General features: G+C 53.1%; 22 protein-coding genes, 1 pseudogene and 1 other annotated feature. Of the genes and pseudogenes, 6 read left to right on the top strand and 17 right to left on the bottom strand.

The features are described from left to right. Positions 1 to 10: 10 nt before the first annotated feature. From OGV74_RS21995 to tal, 3 genes and pseudogenes are all read right to left on the bottom strand, one after another. Positions 11 to 1,318: pseudogene (locus OGV74_RS21995) on the bottom strand (MFS transporter). A gap of 124 nt (positions 1,319 to 1,442) precedes the next feature. Further along, positions 1,443 to 2,030: a molybdopterin adenylyltransferase gene (gene mog / locus OGV74_RS22000; protein ID WP_048219756.1), complete on the bottom strand. Its 588-nt coding sequence runs from the start codon at positions 2,028 to 2,030 to the stop codon at positions 1,443 to 1,445. Positions 2,031 to 2,140: 110 nt separating this feature from the next. Next, entirely contained in the window at positions 2,141 to 3,094 is a 954-nt protein-coding gene (tal, locus tag OGV74_RS22005) for a transaldolase (protein WP_003018974.1), read from the bottom strand. Positions 3,095 to 3,368: 274 nt separating this feature from the next. Between tal and OGV74_RS22010 the strand changes: the two genes are divergently transcribed. Together OGV74_RS22010 and yaaA are read left to right on the top strand one after the other, a co-directional pair. Further along, positions 3,369 to 4,799: an alanine/glycine:cation symporter family protein gene (locus tag OGV74_RS22010; RefSeq protein ID WP_086504986.1), complete on the top strand. Its 1,431-nt coding sequence runs from the start codon at positions 3,369 to 3,371 to the stop codon at positions 4,797 to 4,799. Positions 4,800 to 4,876: 77 nt separating this feature from the next. Beyond that, complete coding sequence (gene yaaA / locus OGV74_RS22015) at positions 4,877 to 5,650, top strand: peroxide stress protein YaaA (RefSeq protein ID WP_286521552.1); 774 nt, start codon at positions 4,877 to 4,879, stop codon at positions 5,648 to 5,650. 84 nt (positions 5,651 to 5,734) lie between these two features. Here yaaA and thrC read toward each other — a convergent pair whose 3' ends face one another. The 6 genes from thrC to yjjY all read right to left on the bottom strand — a co-directional run bounded on the left by thrC (position 5,735) and on the right by yjjY (position 12,001). Then, a complete protein-coding gene (gene thrC, locus OGV74_RS22020; RefSeq protein ID WP_003018980.1) occupies positions 5,735 to 7,021 on the bottom strand; it encodes a threonine synthase in 1,287 nt (428 codons plus the stop codon). A 3-nt stretch (positions 7,022 to 7,024) separates the two neighbouring features. Next, positions 7,025 to 7,954: a homoserine kinase gene (gene thrB / locus OGV74_RS22025; protein WP_048219758.1), complete on the bottom strand. Its 930-nt coding sequence runs from the start codon at positions 7,952 to 7,954 to the stop codon at positions 7,025 to 7,027. Position 7,955: 1 nt separating this feature from the next. Continuing rightward, positions 7,956 to 10,418: a bifunctional aspartate kinase/homoserine dehydrogenase I gene (gene thrA / locus OGV74_RS22030; protein ID WP_003018985.1), complete on the bottom strand. Its 2,463-nt coding sequence runs from the start codon at positions 10,416 to 10,418 to the stop codon at positions 7,956 to 7,958. 24 nt (positions 10,419 to 10,442) lie between these two features. After that, positions 10,443 to 10,569, bottom strand: a sequence feature (Thr leader region). Continuing rightward, the gene (gene thrL / locus OGV74_RS22035; protein ID WP_032337689.1) at positions 10,499 to 10,564 is read right to left on the bottom strand and encodes a thr operon leader peptide; all 66 of its coding nucleotides are present in this window, start codon (positions 10,562 to 10,564) and stop codon (positions 10,499 to 10,501) included. (Overlaps the previous feature by 66 nt.) 206 nt (positions 10,570 to 10,775) lie before the next feature. Beyond that, the gene (locus OGV74_RS22040; RefSeq protein ID WP_003018988.1) at positions 10,776 to 11,462 is read right to left on the bottom strand and encodes a tRNA/rRNA methyltransferase; all 687 of its coding nucleotides are present in this window, start codon (positions 11,460 to 11,462) and stop codon (positions 10,776 to 10,778) included. A 398-nt stretch (positions 11,463 to 11,860) separates the two neighbouring features. Beyond that, a complete protein-coding gene (gene yjjY / locus OGV74_RS22045; protein ID WP_042998021.1) occupies positions 11,861 to 12,001 on the bottom strand; it encodes a YjjY family protein in 141 nt (46 codons plus the stop codon). 95 nt (positions 12,002 to 12,096) lie between these two features. Between yjjY and arcA the strand changes: the two genes are divergently transcribed. Then, complete coding sequence (arcA, locus tag OGV74_RS22050) at positions 12,097 to 12,813, top strand: two-component system response regulator ArcA (RefSeq protein ID WP_001194359.1); 717 nt, start codon at positions 12,097 to 12,099, stop codon at positions 12,811 to 12,813. Positions 12,814 to 12,873: 60 nt separating this feature from the next. Here arcA and creD read toward each other — a convergent pair whose 3' ends face one another. The 4 genes from creD to creA are packed head-to-tail and all read right to left on the bottom strand — an operon-like array spanning position 12,874 to position 16,892. Next, positions 12,874 to 14,235, bottom strand: coding sequence for a cell envelope integrity protein CreD (gene creD, locus OGV74_RS22055; protein ID WP_086504872.1), 1,362 nt, complete (start codon positions 14,233 to 14,235; stop codon positions 12,874 to 12,876). 57 nt (positions 14,236 to 14,292) lie between these two features. Beyond that, on the bottom strand, positions 14,293 to 15,717 hold the full coding sequence (gene creC, locus OGV74_RS22060; RefSeq protein ID WP_086504871.1) for a two-component system sensor histidine kinase CreC: 1,425 nt from the start codon (positions 15,715 to 15,717) through the stop codon (positions 14,293 to 14,295). Continuing rightward, positions 15,717 to 16,406, bottom strand: coding sequence for a two-component system response regulator CreB (gene creB / locus OGV74_RS22065; protein ID WP_086504870.1), 690 nt, complete (start codon positions 16,404 to 16,406; stop codon positions 15,717 to 15,719). The genes creC and creB overlap by 1 nt, the downstream gene beginning before the upstream one ends. Before the next feature lie 12 nt (positions 16,407 to 16,418). Beyond that, positions 16,419 to 16,892 (bottom strand): protein CreA, encoded by a 474-nt coding sequence (gene creA, locus OGV74_RS22070; RefSeq protein ID WP_003018998.1) that lies wholly within the window; start codon positions 16,890 to 16,892, stop codon positions 16,419 to 16,421. A gap of 211 nt (positions 16,893 to 17,103) precedes the next feature. On the opposite strand from creA, the gene robA reads away from it, so the two are divergent. Next, the gene (gene robA, locus OGV74_RS22075; protein ID WP_003837295.1) at positions 17,104 to 17,973 is read left to right on the top strand and encodes an MDR efflux pump AcrAB transcriptional activator RobA; all 870 of its coding nucleotides are present in this window, start codon (positions 17,104 to 17,106) and stop codon (positions 17,971 to 17,973) included. Here the strand turns inward: robA and gpmB are convergent. Continuing rightward, entirely contained in the window at positions 17,970 to 18,617 is a 648-nt protein-coding gene (gene gpmB / locus OGV74_RS22080) for a 2,3-diphosphoglycerate-dependent phosphoglycerate mutase GpmB (protein WP_086504869.1), read from the bottom strand. The two genes, robA and gpmB, sit on opposite strands and share 4 nt — an antisense overlap. Positions 18,618 to 18,669: 52 nt before the next feature. Here gpmB and yjjX point away from each other — a divergent pair, with 52 nt between their 5' ends. Continuing rightward, on the top strand, positions 18,670 to 19,185 hold the full coding sequence (yjjX, locus tag OGV74_RS22085; protein ID WP_003019009.1) for an inosine/xanthosine triphosphatase: 516 nt from the start codon (positions 18,670 to 18,672) through the stop codon (positions 19,183 to 19,185). A 55-nt stretch (positions 19,186 to 19,240) separates the two neighbouring features. Here yjjX and trpR read toward each other — a convergent pair whose 3' ends face one another. Together trpR and sltY are read right to left on the bottom strand one after the other, a co-directional pair. Next, positions 19,241 to 19,567: a trp operon repressor gene (trpR, locus tag OGV74_RS22090; protein ID WP_086504868.1), complete on the bottom strand. Its 327-nt coding sequence runs from the start codon at positions 19,565 to 19,567 to the stop codon at positions 19,241 to 19,243. Between the two features lie 89 nt (positions 19,568 to 19,656). Beyond that, entirely contained in the window at positions 19,657 to 21,594 is a 1,938-nt protein-coding gene (gene sltY, locus OGV74_RS22095; RefSeq protein ID WP_003019016.1) for a murein transglycosylase, read from the bottom strand. 331 nt (positions 21,595 to 21,925) lie between these two features. Between sltY and ettA the strand changes: the two genes are divergently transcribed. After that, positions 21,926 to 23,593, top strand: coding sequence for an energy-dependent translational throttle protein EttA (gene ettA / locus OGV74_RS22100; protein WP_003019019.1), 1,668 nt, complete (start codon positions 21,926 to 21,928; stop codon positions 23,591 to 23,593). Positions 23,594 to 23,693: 100 nt separating this feature from the next. Here ettA and nadR read toward each other — a convergent pair whose 3' ends face one another. Continuing rightward, positions 23,694 to 24,923, bottom strand: coding sequence for a multifunctional transcriptional regulator/nicotinamide-nucleotide adenylyltransferase/ribosylnicotinamide kinase NadR (gene nadR, locus OGV74_RS22105; protein WP_003019021.1), 1,230 nt, complete (start codon positions 24,921 to 24,923; stop codon positions 23,694 to 23,696). Positions 24,924 to 24,959 lie beyond the last annotated feature (36 nt).

Genomic DNA, 24,959 nt, shown 5'->3' on the forward strand with positions numbered 1-24,959 from the left:
GGGATATTCCTTACAAACGCTGTAACTCTCCCTGTACGCTCGTATCGCGATGATAAATATCCTGTCGCAGCCAAATCCCCAGACCTAACCCCACCAGCGATAACGCCAGCACATACTAGGCCGGAGCCATTGGCGACACGCCCATTAACATCGTCACGGCGATTGGCGTCAGACCACCAAAAATGGCATATGAGACGTTATAGGAAAAGGAAATACCGGTAAAACGGACTTCCGCCGGAAACGCCCGCACCATTACATAAGGCACTGCGCCGACCACGCCAACGCATAATCCCACCAGCCCGTATAACAGGAACAAGTGCTGAGGATGGCTGCCGGTCAGGTGATAGAAAAACCAGCTCGAACAGGCCAGCAGCAGGCTGCCGACAATAAAGGTTTTGCTGGCGCCGACCCGGTCGACAATAAATCCGGCCAGCAGACAGCCGACGCACAGCATAATGGTAGCGACACTGTTGGCCTGTAGCGTTAGCGCGGGTGCAAAGCCATACTGCTTCTGCAACCAGACTGGTGACATCAGGATCACCACCACAATCCCGGCCGATAACAACCAGGTCAGCAGCATTGAAATAACCACCGCTTTTTTATGCTTACTCACCACCGACTTCACCGGTAGCTCTTGCGCAAGTGCTTTACGCTGCTGCATTTCTAGGAAGATGGGCGTTTCCTGCAACCAGCGACGCAGGTACATCGCCACCAGCCCAAAAACGCCCCCCAACAGGAACGGGATACGCCAGCCGTAGTCATGCACCGCCTGTTGCGTCAGGTTGGTGTTCACCAGCGTCGCAACCACCGACCCCAACAGAATCCCCACCGTCAGCCCGGCGGTCAGCGTGCCACAGGCAATGCCGATGCGGCGCTCCGGTACATGCTCCGCCACGAACACCCACGCGCCCGGCACTTCTCCGCCGATGGCAGCGCCTTGCAAAATGCGCATCAGCAGTAACAACAACGGTGCGAGGATCCCCATTGAGGCGTAGGTAGGCAAAAGACCAATCGCCAGCGTCGGTATCGCCATCAGCAAAATGCTCAGGGTGAACATTTTCTTACGCCCGACCAGATCGCCAAAGTGCGCCATGATGATGCCACCCAGCGGACGCGCCAGATATCCGGCGGCAAAAATGCCGAAGGTTTGCACCTGACGTAGCCACTCAGGAATGTCTGCTGGAAAGAAGAGTTCACCAACAACAGCGGCAAAGAAGACGAAGATAATGAAATCATAAAACTCAAGCGCGCCGCCGAGGGCAGCAAGCGTAAGAGTTTTATAATCCTGGCGATTCAGCGATCGAGTGTGTTGTGACATAGCAAACCATCAGTCAGTGGAGTTATTGAATCTGTCTGTCGATACATGTAAAGCAAAAATTACTATATCGTAAACAATTCAATACTCCACTGTGATTGGCACTTATGTCACGATCGGGCTACTTTCAGGCGTTTGTGTCGCGAATTGCGCTTTTAGGACGAAAAGATGCTACAATAGCCGGTGCGGTTTCCACATACGGCCCATCCAGCAACTGTATACAATACGGTACACTTGCAAAAATACCTGGTACGATAACCTTACCGTCGGCATCTTTCACGCCTTCCAGCGTTTCTTTGATCGATTTCGGCTGCCCAGGCAGATTCAGGATCAACGCCTGCTTGCGAATCACACCGACCTGGCGGGAGAGAATAGCCGTTGGCACAAAGTGCAGACTTATCTGGCGCATCTGTTCGCCAAAGCCTGGCATCTGGCGGTCAGCGACGGCAAGCGTAGCATCGGGGGTCACGTCGCGACGTGCCGGACCCGTTCCGCCGGTAGTCAGCACCAGATGACAGCTCATTTCATCCACCAGCTCGCATAAGGTCTGTTCGATGATCGCCTGTTCATCCGGGATCAGTCGCGTTTGCAGCTCAAAAGGGGTGGTAAGGGCAGATGCCAGCCACTCTTCAAGGGCCGGGATACCTTTATCCTGGTAAACGCCGCTGGAAGCACGGTCAGAAATGGAAACCAGGCCAATGCGTAAAGTATTCATGATTATTCCGTTTAAACAGTCTCGTTAAACAGAATGATACACTGCGAAAGGAAGGACAGACAGGTTTCAGAAGAGGTAGCGTGACCCATATCAGGGCCACGCTTAAATGATTACAGCAGATCGCCGATCATTTTTTCCAGTTTACCCTGGTCTACAGCAAACTTACGGATACCGTCCGCCAGTTTATCTACAGCCATCGGATCCTGGTTGTGCTGCCACAGGAACTCAGCTTCGGTGATGCGTGCAGGACGCGCTTTCACTTCGCCGGAGAAGGACAGTTTACGTTCGATAGCGCCTTCGCTTTCCGCCAGCTCTTTCAGCAGTGCCGGAGCAATCGTCAGACGATCGCAGCCTGCCAGCTCAATGATTTCGCCGATGTTACGGAAGCTCGCCCCCATCACCACGGTTTCGTAACCGTGCTGTTTGTAGTACTCGTAGATTTCCGTTACGGAAACCACACCCGGATCTTCTGCCGGTGCATACTCTTTCTTGTCGGTGTTGGCTTTGTACCAGTCAAGAATACGACCAACGAACGGAGAAATCAGGTATACGCCAGCTTCTGCACATGCACGTGCCTGCGCGAAGGAGAACAGCAGAGTCAGGTTACAGTTGATGCCTTCTTTTTCCAGCTGCTCAGCGGCACGGATGCCCTGCCAGGTTGAAGCCAGTTTAATCAGAATGCGATCGTTGCTGATGCCAGCGTCGTTGTACATCTTGATCAGACGTTTTGCTTTCGCGATGGACGCGTCGGTGTCGTAAGACAGACGAGCGTCAACTTCAGTAGAGATACGACCCGGGACCAGTTTCAGGATCTCCAGACCGATATTTACTGCCAGTTTGTCGGTCGCGTCGACGATCTGCTGTGCGCGGTCGTTGCTCTGCTGCTTAGCCCAGGCTACAGCGTCATCAATCAGCTTGCGGTATTCTGGGATCTGCGCTGCGTTAAGAATGAGAGAAGGGTTAGTTGTGGCATCCTGAGGCTGATACAGCTTCATTGCCGCGATGTCTCCGGTGTCGGCCACTACTGTGGTGAACTGACGAAGGGAGGTCAATTTGTCCGTCATGATAGCGATTCTCTTTAAACAGCTTGTTAGGGGGATGTAACCGATCTTCCCTGATGATAGCACGACGCACTCTCAGCGCAACCGCCTGGATTGTCCGACCCGCTGCTCAGCCCTGATTACGCATCTCAAAGCCTGTGATGCGCAATTGCGGGATATAACGATTGTTATGATAAACTCCCGCAATCACTCTCATGACAAGGTATATACTGGTCGATTATTGGTAGCGCTTACACGGAAATCTTCGCGCTTACCGGCATCAACAAGAGGGATGTTAATGCCTGATTTTTTCTCATTTATTAATGAAATACTCTGGGGATCGGTGATGATCTACCTCCTGCTTGGCGCAGGATGTTGGTTCACCTGGCGTACAGGGTTCGTGCAGTTCCGCTACATTCGCCAGTTTGGCACAAGTCTTAAAAACAGCATTAGCCCGCAGCCGGGCGGTTTAACTTCCTTTCAGGCTCTGTGCACCAGCCTTGCCGCGCGTATCGGTAGCGGGAACCTGGCCGGCGTAGCGTTGGCGATCGCCGCTGGCGGCCCTGGAGCCATTTTCTGGATGTGGGTCTCAGCGGTCATTGGTATGGCAACGTCATTCGCCGAGTGCTCACTTGCCCAACTGTATAAAGAACGCGATAGCAAAGGACAGTTCCGCGGTGGTCCTGCGTGGTATATGGCACGTGGTCTGGGCATGCGCTGGATGGGCGTCCTTTTTGCCATCTTTTTACTGATTGCCTATGGACTGATTTTTAACAGCGTTCAGGCGAACTCGGTCTCTCGTGCGTTGACCTTTGCTTTTGACATCCCTCCCCTCTTCTCCGGTATCGCACTGGCAATAGTGTCATTACTGGTCATCGTCGGCGGTATTAAAGGCGTCGCACGCCTGATGCAATGGTTCGTTCCGATGATGGCACTGCTGTGGGTTGGAAGTAGCATCATCATCTGTCTGTGGCATATCGGGCAGCTTCCCGACATTATCGTCACCATTATAAAAAGCGCCTTTGGCTGGCAGGAAGCAGCAGCGGGTGCGGCCGGATATACGCTAAGCCAGGCTATTGCCAACGGTTTTCAGCGCGGCATGTTTTCTAACGAAGCCGGAATGGGATCTACGCCGAATGCAGCCGCATCGGCCGCCTCCTGGCCACCGCATCCTGCGGCACAAGGCATTGTGCAAATGATTGGGGTATTAGGCGACACTCTCGTGGTCTGTACGGCTAGCGCGATGATTATTCTGTTGGCAGGCAATGGCACCAGCTATGTCCCAATGGAAGGCATCCAGTTACTTCAGAAAGCAATGGTAACGCTGACGGGAGAATGGGGAGCCGGATTCGTGGCTTTTATTGTGATTCTGTTTGCCTTTAGCTCGATCGTCGCCAACTACATCTATGCGGAGAACAATCTCGTCTTTCTGAAACTGGACAATATGCGCGTCATCTGGCTATTGCGAATCGCTACCATTAGCACCATTATCGGCGGAACGTTTGTCAGCTTCCCGCTGGTCTGGCAGTTGGCCGATATCATTATGGCTTGTATGGCCATCACTAACCTGACGGCGATTCTGCTGCTTTCTCCGGTTGTCCATACCATCGCCAGCGACTATCTGCGCCAGCGTAAACTCGGGGTGCGCCCGGAATTCGATCCGCACCGTTATCCTGATATCAGACAACAGCTTGCCCCCGAAAGCTGGGATCAAACGCCGCGCGGATAGCGCGGCAATCACAACCATCGATCAAATCTGTCGTTTTTTTTGCTAAAGTCGCAGTAAATTTCCTGCAAGGACTGGATATGCTGATTCTGATTTCACCTGCAAAAACGCTCGACTACCAAAGTCCGCTGGCAACAACACGCCATACGCTACCCGAACTGCTGGATCACTCTCAGCAGCTTATCCATGTGGCGCGCCAGCTCTCTGCGCCGCAGATTGGCAAGCTGATGGGAATTAGCGACAAACTGGCGGATTTGAATGCCACGCGTTTCCATGACTGGCAGCCTGACTTCACGCCGGACAATGCGCGCCAGGCCATTCTGGCATTTAAGGGCGACGTGTATACCGGGCTGCAGGCTGAAACCTTCAGCGAGGCGGATTTCGAATTCGCTCAGCAGCATTTACGGATGTTGTCCGGACTGTACGGCGTTCTACGTCCGCTGGATTTGATGCAGCCTTATCGTCTGGAGATGGGCATTCGTTTGGCCAATGCGAAGGGTAAAGATCTCTACCAGTTCTGGGGAGATATCATCACCGATAAACTTAATGAAGCACTTGAAGCACAAGGCGACAGCGTGGTGATTAATCTCGCTTCGGATGAGTATTTTAAATCCGTGAAGCCGAAAAAGCTCAATGCCGAGCTGATTAAACCAGTCTTCCTCGACGAGAAAAACGGCAAGTTCAAAGTCATCAGCTTTTATGCCAAGAAAGCGCGCGGCCTGATGAGCCGCTACATCATTGAGAACCGCTTAACGCAGCCGGAACAGCTGACCGCATTTAACAGCGAAGGCTATTTCTTTGATGAAGAAGCGTCAGGAAACGGCGAACTGGTGTTTAAACGCCACGAGCAATAATTTTCATGCCGGATGACGGCTAACGCCTTATCCGGCCTACAGGTTTTGTAGGCCCGCTAAGCAAAGCGCCAGCGGGCACCACCGTTAACTGCGGGTCATCATCAGCTTACGCAGTTGCGCAAAATCAGCAGGCAGGTGATGAGAAAGCAGCGGCAAGTCCGCGCGTTCCGCCAGCTCTTTTGGCAACGCCAACGTCAGATCAAGAATCTCTTCAACGCTTTCTTTAAACTTCGCCGGATGCGCAGTACCAAGGAACAGGCCGTACTCGCCAGGGTTCAGTTGGTCACGCAGCGCACGGTAAGCCACCGCCGCATGCGGTTCTGAGGTGTAGCCTATCTCATGTAACTCACGCATGGTGTCCTGAGTCGTGGCATCATCAACGGCGGCATAACCCAGCTCATTCAGACGCCAGATTTTACGGCGGAACAGTTCTTCCACGCGCGGCCAGTTGTTCGGCTGGCTGACATCCATCGCATTCGATAACGTCGCCTGAGTCGCTTTCGGCGCCCACTCACCTTCAGCAAGGAAACGCGGAACCGTATCGTTAACGTTAGTCGCCGCGATAAAACGCTTCACCGGCAAGCCCAGTGATTTCGCCAGCAGCCCGGCGGTCAGATCGCCAAAGTTACCGCTGGGAACAGAAATCACCAGCTGATTCCGCGCCTCTTGCGGTAGCTGAGCCACAGCCTCAAAGTAGTAACAGATTTGCGCCAGCAGACGGCTGATGTTAATTGAATTAGCCGAGTTCAGTCCCAGAGCCACCTTCAGCTCTTCGTCATCAAACGCCTGTTTCACCAGCGCCTGGCAGGCATCAAAATCGCCATCAATCGCTACAGTTTCAATGTTACCGCCCAGCGTACAGAACAGTTTTTCCTGTAATGGGCTGATCTTGCCGTTCGGGTAGAGGATCACCACGCGCACATTTTTCAGGCCATAAAAGGCATGTGCAACCGCCGCGCCGGTATCACCTGAGGTCGCCGTCAGAATGGTTACCGGCTTGTCGCCGCTGATGTGCGTCAGCATTTGCGCCATAAAGCGCCCGCCAAAGTCTTTAAATGCAAGCGTAGGGCCGTGGAACAGTTCCAGACAGCCGACATCTGCGGCAACCTGAGCAACCGGTGCCGGAAAAGCAAATGCAGCACGCACGCGTTTTTCCAGAATTTCCTGAGGGATCTCATCACCAATAAATGCGGACAGGATCTTCGCGCTGCGGCTAACGAAGTCCTGGTTCAGCATCTCATCCACTTCTGTCAGATTGAATTCCGGTAGATCGTGCGGAAAAAACAATCCCTGATTCTTGCCAAGCCCTTGCGTGACGGCCTGCGCAAAGCTGACCTGCTCGTTATGATCTTTCAGATTATACAGTTTCATTGATTATCCCAGTACCCGTGCGCCCGCCGTGTCCAGCCGGCAAATATGAACAAAGCCTTCCTGATTTTGCAGGTAATTTTTACTCAGCCAATCTGCTACGCGCTGCGCCGTATCTGGCTTATCGCACAAGGCGAACAGCGTCGGCCCTGACCCGGAGATCCCGCTGGCCAGCGCGCCAATTTCTGTTACCGCCTGACGCGCCTGACTAAAGCCTGGCAGCAAGCGGGTACGATACGGCTCAGCAATGACGTCCTTCATCAGCTTCGCGGCAAGCCCAGGCTGACGGGAATAGCAGGCATGGATAAATCCAGCCAGATGTCGCCCGTGGGCGATACAGTCCTGACGGCGATACTGCGCAGGTAGAATCGCCCGCGCTTCTGCCGTGGACACTTTAATCCCCGGATACGCCAGTACCCATAGCCACTCATCAAAGCCTGGCACCTGCTGGCTAATAATGCCGTTTTCTTCAATCATTAACTGCATGCCGCCCAAAAAGCACGGGGCAACGTTATCGTAATGAATACTGCCGGAGATACGCCCTTCCAGCTCGCCCATTATCGCCAACAGGCGCGTATCGTTGAGCGGCTTACCGCAGTGTTCGTTCATAGCGACTAACGCCGCCACGACGGAACAGGCGCTGGAGCCTAACCCGGAGCCAATCGGCATATTTTTTTCCAGCGTCATCGCCACCGGAACCGTTTTACCCAGCTCCTGGCAGAATCGCTCCCAACACTGATAGACAATATTTTCGCGCGGCTCTGACGGCAGCTTGTTGGCAAAGCGCCCAAGGTTGTTCAGGCTGAACTGATCAGCCGCCTCAACGGTCACCACATCGCCCAACAGCGAACCGTCCACCGGAGTTACCGCCGCACCGAGCACATCAAACCCGACGCTCATATTGGCACTGGAAGCCGGGGCATAAACTCTCACCATGTCAGACTCCTAACTTCCATGAAAGGGTGCGTAGCAGGTCGGCAAAGACGCCCGCTGCCGTCACGTCGTTACCCGCGCCATATCCGCGCAGAACCAACGGTAACGGCTGATAGTAGTGGCTATAGAATGCCAGCGCGTTCTCACCGTTTTTCACTTTAAACAGCGGATCGTTGCCGTCTACTGCATCAATTTTCACGCGACAAACGCCGTCCTCTTCGATATTGCCAACATAACGCAATACTTTTCCCTCATCACGGGCTTTCGCCACGCGCGCGGCAAACACGTCATCCAGCTGCGGTAATTTCGCCATAAACGCGGATACATCACCGGAATCATCAAATTCTTTTGGCAGAACTGGTTCAATGACCACGTCTGAAAGCTCCAGCTCACGACCGGTCTCACGGGCGAGGATCAACAGCTTACGTGCCACATCCATGCCGGAAAGATCGTCACGCGGATCGGGCTCGGTATAGCCCATCTCACGCGCCATGGTGGTGGCTTGCGAGAAGCTCATGCCTTCATCCAGCTTGCCGAAAATAAACGACAGCGAGCCGGAAAGAATACCGGAGAAACGCTGCAATTCATCACCTGCGCTGAGCAGGTTTTGCAGGTTTTCAATTACCGGCAAGCCTGCGCCCACGTTGGTGTCGTAGAGGAATTTACGCCTGGACTTCGCGGCGGCAAAACGCAGCTGATGGTAGTAATCCATCGACGAGGTGTTGGCCTTTTTGTTCGGCGTAACCACATGGAAGCCTTCGCGCAGGAAATCAGCATACTGATCTGCCACCGCCTGGCTTGACGTACAGTCGACAATCACCGGATTAAGCAGATGATATTCTTTCACCAGGCGAATTAAGCGCCCAAGGTTGAAAGGCTCTTTCGCACTTTCCAGCTCCGACTGCCAGTTTTCCAGATTCAAACCATGGACGTTGGTCAACAGGGCCTTCGAGTTCGCCACGCCGCACACGCGCAGATCGATATGCTTCTTTTTGAGCCAGGTTTGCTGACGTTTAAGCTGCTCCAGTAGCGCACCGCCCACGCCGCCTACGCCAATCACAAACACTTCAATCACCTGGTCGGTGTTGAACAGCATTTGATGGGTCACGCGAACGCCGGTAGTCGCGTCGTCGTTGTTCACCACCACTGAAATAGAACGCTCAGACGAACCCTGGGCGATCGCCACGATATTGATGTTCGCACGAGCCAGCGCGGCAAAGAATTTCGCCGAAATGCCACGCAGAGTACGCATACCATCGCCAACAACAGAGATGATAGCCAGACGCTCAGTCACCGCCAGCGGCTCCAGCAGGCCTTCTTTCAGTTCGAGGTAGAATTCATCCTGCATCGCGCGTTGCGCACGCGCGCAGTCGCCCTGCGGGACGCAGAAGCTGATGCTGTATTCGGAAGAGGATTGGGTGATCAGCACTACCGAGATGCCCGCACGCGACATTGCGGCAAAAACGCGTGCCGCCATACCCACCATGCCTTTCATTCCTGGGCCGGAAACGCTAAACATAGCCATGTTATTGAGATTAGAAATACCTTTTACCGGCAAATCGTCGTCATCACTGCTGGCGCCAATCAACGTGCCAGGCGCTTGTGGATTGCCGGTATTTTTAATCAGGCAAGGGATCTGGAACTGGGCAATAGGGGTAATGGTGCGCGGGTGCAGCACTTTGGCGCCGAAGTAAGAAAGCTCCATCGCTTCCTGATAAGACATCGACTTCAGCAGTCGGGCGTCGGGTACCTGACGCGGATCGCAAGTATATACGCCGTCAACATCGGTCCAGATCTCACAACAATCCGCGCGCAAACAGGCGGCCAGTACGGCGGCAGAGTAGTCGGAGCCATTACGCCCCAGCACTACTAACTCACCTTTCTCATTCCCGGCGGTAAATCCGGCCATCAAAATCATGTGGTCCGCAGGAATACGGCTGGCGGCAATGCGGCGCGTAGATTCGGCGATATCAACGGTAGATTCGAGGTAATGGCCGACTGCCAGCAATTTCTCCACCGGGTCGATGACCGTCACGTTGTGCCCGCGCGCTTCCAGCAGGCCAGCCATGATGGCGATCGACATTTTTTCGCCGCGGCAGATAAGCGCGGCATTGATGCTGTCCGGGCACTGTCCCAACAGGCTGATGCCATGCAAGACGTGTTTAATCTGGGCAAACTCTTGTTCAACAAAGGCTTTGAGCGGAGCCAGCGGAAAACCCGGCTGCGCAGCGGCCAAACCCACCAACAGCTCAGAGAAAATACGTTCGGCGTCGCTGATATTGGCTAAAGCATCCTGACCACCGATGGTCTTCTCAATCATCGCCACCAGATGGTTAGTAATTTTTGCGGGGGCAGAGAGCACGGTCGCGACCTGCCCCTGTCTGGCATTGCTTTCCAGAATATCGGCAACCCGCAGAAAGCGCTCTGCATTTGCCACTGATGTACCGCCGAACTTCAACACTCGCATGGTTTACCTCATTGCCTTTGGTCGAAAAAAAAAGCCCGCACTGTTTAGGTGCGGGCTTTTTCTTGTGTTTCCTGTACGCGTCAGCCCGCACCGTTACCTGTGGTAATGGTGATGGTTGTGGTAATAGTGATGCTGATGCGTTTCATGATGTTGTGTGCTCTGTAATTATTTATTATCTGTCCTGTATTCTTTAAGGGTTAAAGTATCTGCTGACCTAAGTCAATAAATTTTTAAATTGATCACATTCCGAAACTTGTTCATGAGCGACTGCTTGCCCTTTTACTTTCAACCAATACAGCATGTCTCGTCCACTTGAAACCAGAGCAAAACACTGCACAACAAACATTGATCAACACTTTATTTTGTTAGATTTTTTTCTATATCATGTAAAAAACGGTGCAACATTGCCGTGTCTCGCTGCTCTAACAGACCCATTCGCTGTTGCAGCCAGTCCGTCAACTTAATGTCGTCAGAAACGTTCAGCGTGGCTAATAAACGCAAAACACGTTCGCGCAATGCCTGTAGCTGATGCTCATCCGTCATCTCAATGTTTCTGGCCGGTTGTTGTATTAAACCTGCTAATTGATAGCAATACACCATCACCGCCTGCCCCAAATTGAGTGATGGATAGTCAGCCACCATAGGTACCCCGGTGAGGACATCCGCCAGAGCCAATTCTTCGTTGGTCAGCCCCGAATCTTCACGACCAAAAACCAGCGCGGCGTGATCCATCCACGTTGATTTTTCCTGCAACAGGGGAACCAGTTCGACCGGCGTAGCGTAATAATGAAACTTCGCGCGGCTGCGCGCCGTGGTCGCGACGGTAAAATCCACGTCGTGAAGCGCCTCGGCTAACGTTGGAAAAACGTTAATATTATCAATAATATCACCCGAACCATGCGCAACCCATCGCGTGGCGGGTTCCAGGTGGGCCTCGCTGTCAACGATTCGCAACTGGGTGAATCCCATGGTCTTCATCGCACGGGCAGCCGCACCAATATTTTCCGCTCTGGCGGGGGCAACCAGAATAATTGTTAAACGCATTTCGATACTCTTTTGGCCTGTGTGCAGGTAATAATGTGACATGCATCAACATATTACGCAGCGCGAATTTACATATTTTTAACAGAAATCACTGAAAAAGCATTTCGCATCCGGTAAAAAATGCTAAACTATTTCCAGACTGAACTATTGCCCTTTATGTTAACAAAAGTTGCATATCCTTCTGTTTATCCATGATAATTTAATTTAAAATGGATCGCATTGGTTGGATTCATTACATTTATTAATTAGCGCGTGCAACTAGTTGTAATATTGCAATTTTGTGATGAAAGCAAACATTTGGATACGTTGATTTCATCAAACTGTTAACGTGCTACAATTGAACTTGATATATGTCAACGAAGCGTAGTTTTATTGGGTGTCCGGCATGTCTTAGCCTGTTATGTTGCTGTTAAAATGGTTAGGATGACAGCCGTTTTTGACACTGTCGGGTCCAGAGGGAAACTACCCACGACCAAGCTAATGATGTTGTTGACGTTGATGGAAAGTGCATCAAGAACGCAATTACGTACTTTAGTCATGTTACGCCGATCATGTTAATTTACGGCATGCATCAGGCAGGTCAGGGACTTTTGTACTTCCTGTTTCGATTTAGTTGGCAATTTAGGTAGCAAACATGCAGACCCCGCACATTCTTATCGTTGAAGACGAGTTAGTAACACGCAACACGTTGAAAAGCATTTTCGAAGCAGAAGGCTATGATGTATTCGAAGCGACAGATGGCGCGGAAATGCATCAGATTCTCTCTGAATATGACATCAACCTTGTGATTATGGATATCAATCTGCCTGGGAAAAATGGCCTCCTGTTAGCGCGCGAACTCCGCGAACAAGCTAACGTTGCGCTGATGTTCCTGACGGGCCGTGATAACGAAGTCGATAAAATTCTCGGCCTCGAAATCGGCGCAGACGATTACATCACCAAGCCGTTTAACCCGCGCGAACTGACTATCCGTGCTCGTAACCTGCTGTCGCGTACCATGAACCTGGGTACCGTCAGCGAAGAACGCCGTAGCGTCGAGAGCTACAAATTCAATGGCTGGGAGCTGGACATCAACAGCCGCTCTCTGATTGGTCCTGATGGCGAGCAGTATAAACTGCCACGCAGCGAATTCCGCGCCATGCTTCACTTCTGTGAGAATCCGGGCAAAATCCAGTCTCGCGCAGAACTGCTGAAAAAAATGACCGGTCGCGAACTGAAGCCGCATGACCGTACCGTTGACGTGACTATCCGCCGCATTCGTAAACATTTCGAATCAACGCCGGATACGCCAGAAATCATCGCCACCATTCACGGTGAAGGCTACCGTTTCTGCGGCGACCTGCAGGATTAATTCGATCCTCACAGGTAAAAAAACGGCGCAATATGCGCCGTTTTTCATTTCACCACAGCCCTATTTCCATAAGCGAAACTCGTCACTCTGCGCAGGCTGAGACTCCGAAATTTCTGTCGGCTTTGGTTTTGGCTGTGCCAGCGAGTGCCAGTCAAGATGACGCGTCAGGAACATCACGCCACACAACGCGACCAACAGCACGCCGGTTCCCAGCAGTAAAGAGCTGTCCTGTGAACGGAGCAACACCCACATCACACCATCCAACCCCAGCAGCGCTACGGTGAACAAAATACTCTTACGCCAACCCTGTAATATCGCCTGCAGATACACACCGTTCATCAACGCCCCCACCAGACTGGCCGTAATCCACGCGGCGGTAAAACCAATATGTTCTGACAACGCCAGCAGCAACAGATAAAACATCACCAGCGATAATCCCACCAGCAGGTACTGCATCGGGTGCAGTCGAAGGCTGGTCATGCTTTCAAGGACAAAGAAAGACATAAAGGTCAGCACAATCAGCAAAATGGCATATTTTGTCGCCCTGTCCGTCAGTTGGTATTGATCCGCAGGCGTGGCGACAGCGACGCTAAATGCAGGCATTCCCTCCCAGCCAATCTTTTCGCCATCAAAGCGTTCGCCGAGGTTATTGGCAAACCAACTGCTTTGCCACTGGGCATTGAATCCAGACTTACTGATTTCGCGCTTAGCCGGAAGAAAATCCCCAAGAAAGTTGGGATGCGACCAATTGCTGGTTAAGGTCATTTCACTGTTACGGCCAACCGGAACAACGGAGAAATCTCCTGTTCCGCTCAAATTCAGCGACAGCGTCATGCTCAGGTTTTGCTCCGCCCAGCTCGCGTCGGGTAACGGAATGTGGATCCCCTGCGCACGTCCATCCAGCCCCGTCCCCGGCTCAACCGCCAGCGGCGTTCCATTGACCTGCGGCGCTTGCACCACACCAATCCCGCGCGCATCCCCCACGCCAACCACGATAAATGGTTTGCCGACGCTGACGTTGGGATGGTTTAAATCACGCAAACGTTCAGCGTTAAACTCGGCCTTCACCGAGATATCGTTGTGCCAGACCTGGCCCTCATAAATACCGATTTTACGCGCTTCAACGTTCTGACTCCCCTCAACCACCAACGACTCCGGCAGCCAGAAATGGATATAGCTTCGCTTACGCTGGATCTCTTTGCCATCCTCCAGCGAGGTATAAAGCTCTGTCACCGGAATGGCTATCAACGGGCCGACCATCTTTTGCGGTCCGCTGGTGCTCTGGCGGATTGCATCTTCAACGTCATTGCGATAATCCGATCGCTCTACGATTATCTGCCTGACCATTGTCAGGGGAATTAACAGCAGCAGCATGGCGCCACCCAGAGTGACGATTTTCCAGAACAGGGGTGATTTCAACATAGCGTTCTCCTTTGCAATATCAGCAAGGTAGAACAGCTATGTGCGGAGAATTTGAAGTTATGTGAAGTGACGGTGAAGCGTAAACGAAGCTTGTGCGCCGCCCTCTGGTCGGTTAGATAATGTCACCGCGCCTTCATGCAGTCGTGCAACTTCACTGACAAACGCCAGCCCCAAACCGCTGCTCTTGTGTCCATTCTCGCGGGGCAGCGAGTAGAAGCGCTCAAAAATACGCGGCAACGCAAAGTCAGGGATCCCGCTACCGCTGTCGGTAACCTGCAACGTGACCCGATCCTCGTGCTGATGTGCACTCAGCACAATCGTCCCGTCCTGTGGCGTAAAGTCGATAGCGTTGTCGAGTAAATTCCCCAATGCCTGCTCCAGTAACGCGGGATCGGCTGCGACGCTAAGCGATGAAGGCAAAATGGTCAGCGTGATGTTTTTTGCCGCCAGCTGCACGCTACGCGCCTCTTTGAGCTGAGCAAACAGTGCATCTACCGCCACTGGCGTCAACGTAATGTCCTGCCGATTCTCCAGTCGCGCCTGACGTAACAAGGTTTCAACCAGCGCCTGCATGCGCGCATTTTGCGTCAGAATATTATCGGTAAAGCGCGCTACCACGTTTGGCGGCGGACCTTCGCGCAGTATCTCTGCCGCGCCACGAATGGCCGCCAGCGGGCTTTTCAGCTCATGCGTTAACGCGTAGACATACTGCTCAATGTAGTTCTTGCCTTCGAGCTTCAGACGCATACTTTCCAGCGCCTGCGCCAGTTTGCGTAACTCGCTACTGCCTAAATCAGGCAGTGGGACGGGGCAATTCTCAGTAACGGAATCGGCATAACGCGCCAGCCGGGCAATGGAGCGGTTTATCCACCATACCATCCCGAAGCCAATCACCAGGGCAATACCCAGCAATACGGCGCTGGCCCACAGCATTCGCCGTTCACTGCGTTTAATCACCGGCGCCATCGCTGCATTTGGTTTGCCGACACTGAGCACACCGATAATACGACCACCGTCTACAATCGGCGCGGCAACGTACATCACCGAGCTTTCCGGGTCGTCCGGATTTTGCGGCGTACTACGAGCGCCATACTGCCCACGTAATGTTAACCACACGTCGTTCCAGCGGGAGTAGTCCTGACCGACGGCCTGATTAGCTGAATCAAACACCACCTTGCCCTGCGCGTCCGTCATGTAGACATGGTATTCATTACGTACTTTGTTAATGCCGCTAATATTGGCGCGGAATGGGCGGTTATGCAGTTGCGAAAAGGCCTGCGCCAGCTTGCCGTTGGCGGGAGAGTTAGAGAGTAAGTCATCACGCGCCAGCGCAGCCAGCAGCGTGGCGGTATCAATCAATGTGCCTTCAGTCGCTCGACGGACGCCTGGCTTAATTTCCTGCACAAAGATAGACAGAACGAACCAGGCAGCGACGGCAACAATCAGAAAATAGCCGAGCAGCAAACGCATGCCAATGCGCATCAGACGCTCCTCAGGCTGTATCCCATACCACGATGCGTATTGATGGGGGAAAGCTCGGGGTTGATGGCCCGCAGCTTGGCGCGCAGCGTTTTGATGTGGGTATCGACCGTTCTGTCAAAGGTATCCTGCGCATCGGCCCAGACTAAATCCATCAGTTGTTGGCGGGAGTAAATACGTCCCGGCGACATCAGGAATGTTTTCAGCAGCAGGAATTCATAGCGCGTCAGGTTCAACGGCATGCCGAACCAGGTAATCTGCGCGGCCAGCTCATTAAGTTCAAAATCCCCACAGCGCGTTGTCAATGAAGGCGTGGAGAATTTTTGCACCCGCCGCAGCAGCGTACGCACACGAGCGCACACTTCACGCGGCGAGAAAGGCTTGGCAACATAGTCATCCGCGCCAATTTCCAGCCCCAACAGGCGATCCACTTCATCGCTGCGTGCGGTCAGAAACAGGATCGGCAACGCCGGGTGGCGTTCAAGTAAACGTCGGCACAGTTCAAAACCGCTTATATCCGGTAGCCCGACATCCAGAATGATGGCATCAGGGCATTGCTGGCGAGATTTCTCCAGCATGGGAAATCCGCGCTCAAACGCCTCTACGCTAAACCCCTCTTGCTGCAGCATGTAGATAAGCGTATCAGCGATTCCCTGCTCATCCTCAACCAACCAGATCAACGGCTGTTGCATTGTGCTTCCTTGTTATTGCCGCCACGGCATGATGGGTACCGCGCTAATGGCATTTTTGGGCGATCCATCGACGACTTTATCTGAATAAGCCAGATAGGCCAGCGCATTACGTTTCGCATCGTAAAAACGCACGACCTGTAAAGATTTAAACACCAGCGAGGTACGTTTTTTAAATACCACTTCGCCCTGAGCTTTACCGTTCTTGATTCTGTCGCTCAGTTCTACCGGCCCAACCTGCTGGCAGGAAATGGCGGCATCGGAGGTATCTTCCGCCAGCCCCAGACCACCTTTGATGCCGCCAGTCTTCGCCCGACTCACGTAGCAGGTCACGTTAGTAACATCCGGATCGTCAAACGCTTCGACCACAATTTTATGGTCCGGGCCAAACATTTTGAACACCGTATCGACAGATCCAATCTGCTCCGCATGGGCAACCTGCGCCAACATCAGCAGAATTGAGGAAATAACTAAGCTCTTATATTTCATATTGTTACCATTTTTAAAAGTTACTCTGTGCAATTATTCGACATTCTAAGATAAAACGTATACAGATCACAGGATTACAATAATCACGCTTTCGTATGTCCGAAAAAAGCATTTATGAGCAAAAAAAACACTGAATGCTAAAACAGCAAAAAATGCTATTATCCTCATACCTGACGTCAGGTACTCGTTGTTGAAAGGATGAGGATATTTTATGGATCAGGCTGGCATTATTCGCGACCTATTAATCTGGCTGGAAGGTCATCTGGATCAGCCTTTGTCGCTTGACAATGTGGCGGCAAAAGCGGGCTATTCCAAGTGGCACCTGCAGAGAATGTTTAAGGACGTGACGGGCCATGCTATTGGCGCCTATATCCGCGCCCGTCGTTTATCGAAATCTGCAGTGGCGCTGCGCCTGACTGCGCGCCCAATTTTGGATATTGCGCTGCAATATCGCTTCGACTCTCAACAAACCTTTACTCGCGCGTTCAAGAAACAGTTTTCCCAAACGCCTGCTCTGTATCGTCGCTCCCCGGAATGGAGTGCGTTTGGTATTCGCCCGCCAATGCGCCTGGGTGAATTTGCGATGCCTGCGCACGAGTTTGTCACCCTGGAAGATACGCAACTACTCGGCACCACGCAAAGCTATTCCTGCTCGCTGGAACAGATTTCAGATTTCCGTCATGAAATGCGTATTCAGTTCTGGCGCGACTTCCTCAGTCAGGCTCCTGCGATCCCGCCAGTCCTGTACGGGCTTAACGAAACGCGTCCGAGCATTGAAAAAGATGACGAGCAGGAAGTGTTTTACACCACTGCACTGACGCCGGAACAGGCCAATGGCTATGTGCCGTCGGCGCAGCCTATCCTGTTACAGGGTGGCGAGTACGTGATGTTTACCTACGAAGGGCTGGGAACCGGCGTGCAAGAGTTTATCCTGACGGTTTACGGCACATGCATGCCAATGCTGAACCTGACGCGCCGTAAAGGACAGGATATCGAGCGATATTACCCGGCAGAAGATGCCAAAGCGGGAGATCGCCCGATCAACCTGCGCTGCGAATTCCTGATTCCGATTCGCCGCTAGCGCTGTAGTTCATCCAACGCAGGGGCGTCCAGATGTGAGATGTCCCCTGCCGTTTCAACGACCCATCCCGGCGCCAGCCATAAGCTTTCCTGGTAATCAACGCGAGAAATAGAACAGTTGCGCAGACGCAAGCGACGTTCAGCCCATGCCGGTAATCCAAGAATTGTACTCACCAGGCAACCCAGCGCGATACCGTGACTGACCAGCAGCGGACGACTTCCCGGCGGCAATTCCAGACAGGATGCCAGCGCTGCGTTGACGCGATCGCTCAATTCATGCATCGATTCTCCTTCCGGGATACGACCATCCACCGTACCGTTCACCAACTGGCGACGCCAGCCCTCTTCCTCCGGCGTCAGCGTATCGATGTGACGTTTTTCCAGCACACCCATATTTAGCTCGCGCAGACGGGAGTCATAGGTGATATCACAGCCACAGGCCTGGGCGATGATTTCTGCGGTGCGTCGTGTACGACCAAGATCGCTACTGATGACATGCGTAATACCAAACGAGCGAGCGCGTTCACCCACCTGCATGGCTTGCTGTTCACCTTTAGCGGTTAGTGGGCTGTCTGACTGGCCTTGAATACGTCGCTCGGCGTTCCACTGCGTTTCGCCATGGCGAACAAGGTATACCTGTAACATGCTTTTTTTCCGTTATACTGCGATGCGATGAATTTTCAAACTGAGCTTAATTATGCACAAGGTTATCTCTGCGACCACCAATCCTGCCAAAATTCAGGCAATTCTGCGGGCATTTGAAGAGATTTTCGGGGAAGGATCCTGCCATATTGAACCCGTCGCCGTCGAGAGTGGCGTGCCGGAACAACCTTTCGGAAACCAGGAAACGCGCACTGGCGCACGAAATCGCGTTGATAACGCTCGCCGCCAGCACCCGCAGGCTGATTTCTGGGTCGCCATTGAAGCAGGAATTGACGACGATGCCACGTTCAGTTGGGTAGTAATTGATAACGGCATCCAGCGCGGTGAAGCCCGTTCAGCCACGCTGCCATTGCCTACTGTCATTCTCGACAGAGTCCGCAAAGGTGAAGCACTCGGCCCGGTGATGTCGGACTATACAGGTATTGATGAGATTGGCCGTAAAGAGGGCGCAATCGGCGTCTTTACCGCGGGTAAGCTGACGCGTTCGAGCGTCTACCACCAGGCGGTGATTCTGGCGCTCAGCCCGTTTCATAACGCGGTGTATTTATAGCATTGTGCCGGATGTTCAATCGTAGGCCGGATAAGGCAAAGCCACATCCGGCGGATCAATTTTTCCCGAGCAACACCTGTTCCAGCCACTGACGCAGATCCACCGGTGCGGATTTGAGGCTGTTCGACCCTCGCGTAATAGTAGCAATCCCCGCCCCGAGCTCGTTTTTAAGCTCACGCTGGCTCATCTCACCGCGCAGCAGCTCTTCAATGATACGCACACGCGTGCCCAACGCTTCACGCTCATCCGGCGTTAACATCAAATTGAGCAGTGGCAGGTGTAAATCTTGTTCGTAGGCTTGTTTAAGCAGATCGACAAAACGTAACCACTCCTGGTGACGTTGTTCTGCCATCTCTGCTGAATAGGGTGATTGCTGAGTCATAAGATATCGCCATCGTTGCGGGGGAAGCGTGCTTGCCTCCCCCTTTTGTACTCTTTAACGAGTACGATAGCATAACACAATCGACACGATCAGTAACGACGTTGCCATTCTGCGTCGCTCATCAACTCCGGTTTATCGCCGAGGAAATAGCGATAGTACGCATCGTAAGCCAGCACGTTCTTCACATAACCACGCGTCTCTGAGAATGGAATGCTCTCGACAAACGCGACGGCATCAATGCGGCCAGCGCTATTGCCAAGCCAGGTGCGAACGCGTCCCGGACCGGCGTTATAGGCTGCTGACGCAAAGATGCGGTTATTGCCAAATTGCTGATACACGTACTGCAAATAGCTGGTTCCGATGTTGATGTTGGTATCAGGATCCAATAGCTGGCTCGGACTGCTGTAACCTGGAATCGAGAACATTTTCACCGTATGCGTCGCCGTACCCGGCATAATCTGCATCAGCCCGCTTGCGCCAACCGGTGATTTCACTTTCGGGTTCCAGGCGCTTTCCTGACGCGCTATCGCCATCGCATAGCTTGGCTGAATATCCTTGCCGCTGGTGTAACGGGTAAAAAGATCTTTATAGGCCAATGGGAAGCGCTCTTCCAGATGATCCCACAGTTTTCCGGCGATCGTCGCCTGAACGCTTAGATCCCACCAGTGATTATTGAACGCGTAACGCGCCAACTGAGCCTGCTCGGACTTGGTACGGCTGGTGACCAGATTCGCCCATTCACTGCGCGCAGTATTATCCATGTTCCAGTACATTAGCTCGCGGACGCGTGCCATTTCCGGGCCCTGAGTCAGCGCAGAATCAACGTTCGCTGGTGCTTTATCCACTTTCAGCTCGTACTCTTCGCCCAGGCGCTGTGCCGCCACCATCGGATAGAAACCGCGCTGCTGCATGAGTTGGTGCAGGATCTCTTTGGCTTCCGCATCGCGTCCGCGCTCCAGCAGCAGATCCGCTTGCCAGTAGCGCCACTCATCTTTTTCTTTGGCTTCCATTGGCAGACGCGCCAGCCAGGTATTCAGGCCACGACGATCGCCGGTTCCCAGCGCCATGCGCACCCGGCGCTCCACAAGCGAGGTGGAGTTGGAGCGCATAATCGCATCATCACGCCATTTGGCCTGCTCGTCGGTAACGTCATTGCCCATCAGACGCCAGGCGACAATGTCGCGCAGCTCCTGGGTTTGCTCGTCATTCAGCTGTTGCGCCTGCACCAGGGAAGGGATCATCAGGCGGGCATTCTCCACATCCTGACGCGCCACGCTGGCAAAGGCGACCGCCGCCATCTGGCGGGTGAAATCCGTTGCGCCGGTGGTGCGAGCAAAGGTCATTACCGAATTCGGATCGTTGGCCAGCGCGATGATCGCTGAAGCAATGGTTTGGTATTGCGCGGGCATCTGTCCGGCCAACGCCGTGACCAGTCCGGTATTCCCGGCTTTCATCGCCAGACGAATACGCTCCAGATACGCCAGCGGATCCTGGGTGCCTGAGGCACGCCATACGCCGAATAATTTGTCACAGGCGTTCGGCTGACTTTTTCCGCTCAGCCACAGTTCTTTCGCCCCCTGCCAGGCTTCTTCAGTTTGTCCGGTACTCCATTTCGCGAAGTAATAGTTACATTGCGCCTCGGTGGTGCCCGGTTTTTCCGGACTGAACGCCAGCAGCCCACGCCAGTCTTCGCGGCGCGCCAGTTCATTCACGAAACGAGATTGCAGAGTACGCGCCGGGGGCAGCGTCGGGTTGGCGCGCACAAAATTGGTGACGGTAATGGTGGGCTGATTCATCAGATCGTCAGTGATCTGGCGATATTCCAGATAAGGATACAGAGGATAGTTCTTCAGGCCAGGCATCATCTGCTCTACGACATCCATCTGCCGGTTATCCCAGGCCTGCTTAATTTGCGCATAGCGATTGCGCTGCTCATCCAGGGAATCCGCTCGCGCTACTTGACTGACCGTCAGCAGACATACGCTGGCAGCCAGCAGGCGCCAGGTAAATTGTTTGGCTTTGTCCACAAGCTCTTCCTCTTCTCATGTTACGTCTGTGCAGCATCATGCCGCTTAATTCATTCATGCTAACCAGACATTGCAGAATGCGCCACGTCACGGACACTTTTTTACTTTTGTTGCGAGTGGGATCTGCTGGCTGGGATTGGACAATGAAAAAGGCTACACTTCGCCTTTGATAACTATTTACCAATAATTAGCCCTAAATAATTCAAGTTGCAGCAAGGCGGCGAGGAAGTGAATCCCCTGAGCGTACAAAAGTACGTGACTGGGGTGAACGACACAGCCAACGCATCTGCGGCTTGAAGTATGACGGGATAAACATAGAGGCGAGTCCAACGTGGCCCAATTCGTTTATACCATGCATCGTGTCGGCAAGGTCGTTCCGCCGAAACGTCATATTCTTAAAAACATCTCACTGAGCTTCTTCCCTGGCGCCAAAATCGGTGTTCTCGGTCTGAACGGTGCGGGTAAATCTACCCTGCTGCGCATCATGGCCGGTATTGATACTGATATCGAAGGTGAAGCTCGCCCACAGCCTGGCATTAAAATCGGTTACCTGCCTCAGGAACCAAAACTGAACCCGGAACATACCGTTCGTGAATCCGTGGAAGAAGCGGTTGCCGAAGTGGTTAACGCGCTGAAAGGTCTGGATGAAGTGTACGCCAAGTACGCCGAACCGGACGCTGACTTCGATAAGCTGGCCGCACAGCAGGGCAAGTTTGAAGAGATCATTCAGGCGCACGACGGTCATAACCTGAACGTGCAGCTTGAGCGTGCCGCTGACGCCCTGCGTCTGCCGGACTGGGACGCTAAAATTGAGAATCTCTCCGGTGGTGAACGCCGCCGCGTCGCGCTGTGCCGCCTGCTGCTGGAAAAACCAGACATGCTGCTGCTCGACGAACCGACTAACCACCTGGACGCCGAATCCGTCGCGTGGCTGGAACGCTTCCTGCACGACTTCGAAGGTACCGTAGTGGCAATTACCCACGACCGTTACTTCCTCGACAACGTTGCCGGCTGGATCCTGGAGCTGGACCGTGGTGAAGGTATTCCGTGGGAAGGTAACTACTCTTCCTGGCTGGAGCAGAAAGATCAGCGTCTGGCCCAGGAAGCCTCTCAGGAAGCGGCTCGCCGTAAATCCATTGAGAAAGAGCTGGAGTGGGTTCGTCAGGGCGCGAAAGGCCGTCAGTCTAAGGGCAAAGCCCGTCTGGCACGCTTTGAAGAGCTGAACAACACTGAATACCAGAAACGTAACGAAACCAACGAATTGTTTATCCCACCTGGAGCACGTCTGGGCGATAAAGTCGTTGAAGTTACCAATCTGCGTAAATCCTACGGCGATCGCGTGCTGATTGACGACCTGAGCTTCTCGGTACCGAAAGGCGCTATCGTCGGCATCATCGGTCCGAACGGCGCGGGTAAATCAACCCTGTTCCGTATGATGTCCGGCCAGGAACAGCCTGACAGCGGTACCATCACGCTGGGTGAAACCGTCAAACTGGCCTCCGTTGACCAGTTCCGTGACGCCATGGACAACAGCAAAACCGTGTGGGAAGAAGTGTCCGGCGGGCTGGATATCATGAAGATCGGCAACACCGAAATGCCAAGCCGTGCCTACGTGGGCCGCTTCAACTTCAAAGGTGTGGATCAGGGTAAACGCGTTGGCGAGCTGTCCGGCGGTGAGCGTGGTCGTCTGCACCTGGCGAAGCTGCTGCAAGTTGGCGGCAACATGCTGCTGCTCGATGAACCAACCAACGACCTGGATATCGAAACCCTGCGCGCGCTGGAAAACGCCCTGCTGGAGTTCCCGGGCTGCGCGATGGTTATCTCGCACGACCGTTGGTTCCTTGACCGTATCGCGACCCACATTCTGGATTACCAGGATGAGGGTAAGGTTGAGTTCTTCGAAGGTAACTTTACCGAATACGAAGAGTACAAGAAACGCACGCTGGGCGCCGATGCGCTGGAGCCGAAGCGTATTAAGTACAAGCGTATTTCTAAGTAATTAGCGTTAAGCGCCGGATGGCGGCGTGATGCCACATCCGGCCTACGAGGTTAGCGCGACTTGTAGGCCGGATAAGCGCAGCGCATCCGGCATTAAAAACCTATCTCTGCTCGCCCATCAACTCTTTCACCAGCTCCACGCAGCGCAGGAAGCGGCCGTCGTAGTCAGGCTCCTGAACGTGCACAAAATTGATATTGTTTTCCTGCAGCATCTCGACCAGCAGCGTCTGAAACGCTTTTCTGTCAACCGAACTTCCAAGGCTGCGCAAGCCATCCGCTACCCACGGGGTGTTGTTTTCCAGCAGGATAACCAGGTCGAAGCGATACTCGTCAATCAGCGCTTGCACAAACGGGTGTTCACGCCCTTCATACTTTTTGCAGAAAGCCTGAGTGGTCACAAAATCGGTGTCGATGAACGCCACTTTATTGGCGTACTTAACAGCAAAATCAATGTATTGCGCTTGTCCCAGGGCGATTTTATCGTAATCAGAATACTGTAACGCCATCTCATCGCCGCCCAAATGGGAGAAGACGTAATCACGCCCATATTCCCACGCACTGGTGGTGTTAAAGATGTTGGCGAGCTTGTTCACCAGCGTCGATTTACCGCTCGACTCCCCGCCGAGGATCGCCACGGTGCGCACGAAAAACGGCTTCACTTCGGTCGGAATATACTCCCAGTAGCGAAACGGGTTTTCACGGATTTGCCCGCCGCTGATGCTCATAAACGTCCGCTTGGGATCCACCAGCACGGTTTCGATCCCCAGATGTTCGAGATACTGCGGGGCATCTGATTCTTCAGAGGTGTAGATCCAGTTTGGCTGGATCCCTTTCTCCTGCATAAACGTTTTGATCCCGTTGCTCCACACGTCCCAACCGTGTGGATACGGCTCCATGCCCTCTTCGTTGAAGGCATGAATACGGATATTTTTCTGATACTTAAAGGTTTGCAGCAGCCAGCGTAGACGATCGGGCACCGTAGGCTGTTGCGACATGGCACTGTCTTCAAACAGGCTGCGATCGCGCGTGTCGTCATAGCCCATGATGATATGCAGTTCATCAACCTGACTACAGGCGCGCTGGATAAGATAGATATGGCCGGTATGCAGCGGATAAAACTTACCAAATACCACACCGATATTTTTCTGCTGGCGCGGAAACTCCAGTCCGAGAAAACGGTGCAACGCCTCCAGCTTTTGCGCGCTGGGGCTTTTAATTTTGGCATTCAGAAGCTGGCTTAGATATCCCTTGGTCATGCCACTGGCATCTGCCACCTGTTGCAGGGTACAACCCTTTTTCTTAATGGCGGTTTTCAGATAATCAAATGACACAAGAGCCTCCTGCTGGAAAAATCGCGTAACACTGCC

Source organism: Citrobacter sp. Cf116, assembly GCF_030336505.1.
Lineage (GTDB): Bacteria > Pseudomonadota > Gammaproteobacteria > Enterobacterales > Enterobacteriaceae > Citrobacter > Citrobacter freundii.

Bases quoted from the DNA above. Each gene is read 5' to 3' on its own strand.
- mog (WP_048219756.1), bottom strand. From the start codon at position 2,030: ATGAATACTTTACGCATTGGCCTGGTTTCCATTTCTGACCGTGCTTCC.
- tal (WP_003018974.1), bottom strand. From the start codon at position 3,094: ATGACGGACAAATTGACCTCCCTTCGTCAGTTCACCACAGTAGTGGCC.
- OGV74_RS22010 (WP_086504986.1), top strand. From the start codon at position 3,369: ATGCCTGATTTTTTCTCATTTATTAATGAAATACTCTGGGGATCGGTG.
- yaaA (WP_286521552.1), top strand. From the start codon at position 4,877: ATGCTGATTCTGATTTCACCTGCAAAAACGCTCGACTACCAAAGTCCG.
- thrC (WP_003018980.1), bottom strand. From the start codon at position 7,021: ATGAAACTGTATAATCTGAAAGATCATAACGAGCAGGTCAGCTTTGCG.
- thrB (WP_048219758.1), bottom strand. From the start codon at position 7,954: ATGGTGAGAGTTTATGCCCCGGCTTCCAGTGCCAATATGAGCGTCGGG.
- thrA (WP_003018985.1), bottom strand. From the start codon at position 10,418: ATGCGAGTGTTGAAGTTCGGCGGTACATCAGTGGCAAATGCAGAGCGC.
- OGV74_RS22040 (WP_003018988.1), bottom strand. From the start codon at position 11,462: ATGCGTTTAACAATTATTCTGGTTGCCCCCGCCAGAGCGGAAAATATT.
- yjjY (WP_042998021.1), bottom strand. From the start codon at position 12,001: ATGACTAAAGTACGTAATTGCGTTCTTGATGCACTTTCCATCAACGTC.
- arcA (WP_001194359.1), top strand. From the start codon at position 12,097: ATGCAGACCCCGCACATTCTTATCGTTGAAGACGAGTTAGTAACACGC.
- creD (WP_086504872.1), bottom strand. From the start codon at position 14,235: ATGTTGAAATCACCCCTGTTCTGGAAAATCGTCACTCTGGGTGGCGCC.
- creC (WP_086504871.1), bottom strand. From the start codon at position 15,717: ATGCGCATTGGCATGCGTTTGCTGCTCGGCTATTTTCTGATTGTTGCC.
- creB (WP_086504870.1), bottom strand. From the start codon at position 16,406: ATGCAACAGCCGTTGATCTGGTTGGTTGAGGATGAGCAGGGAATCGCT.
- creA (WP_003018998.1), bottom strand. From the start codon at position 16,892: ATGAAATATAAGAGCTTAGTTATTTCCTCAATTCTGCTGATGTTGGCG.
- robA (WP_003837295.1), top strand. From the start codon at position 17,104: ATGGATCAGGCTGGCATTATTCGCGACCTATTAATCTGGCTGGAAGGT.
- gpmB (WP_086504869.1), bottom strand. From the start codon at position 18,617: ATGTTACAGGTATACCTTGTTCGCCATGGCGAAACGCAGTGGAACGCC.
- yjjX (WP_003019009.1), top strand. From the start codon at position 18,670: ATGCACAAGGTTATCTCTGCGACCACCAATCCTGCCAAAATTCAGGCA.
- trpR (WP_086504868.1), bottom strand. From the start codon at position 19,567: ATGACTCAGCAATCACCCTATTCAGCAGAGATGGCAGAACAACGTCAC.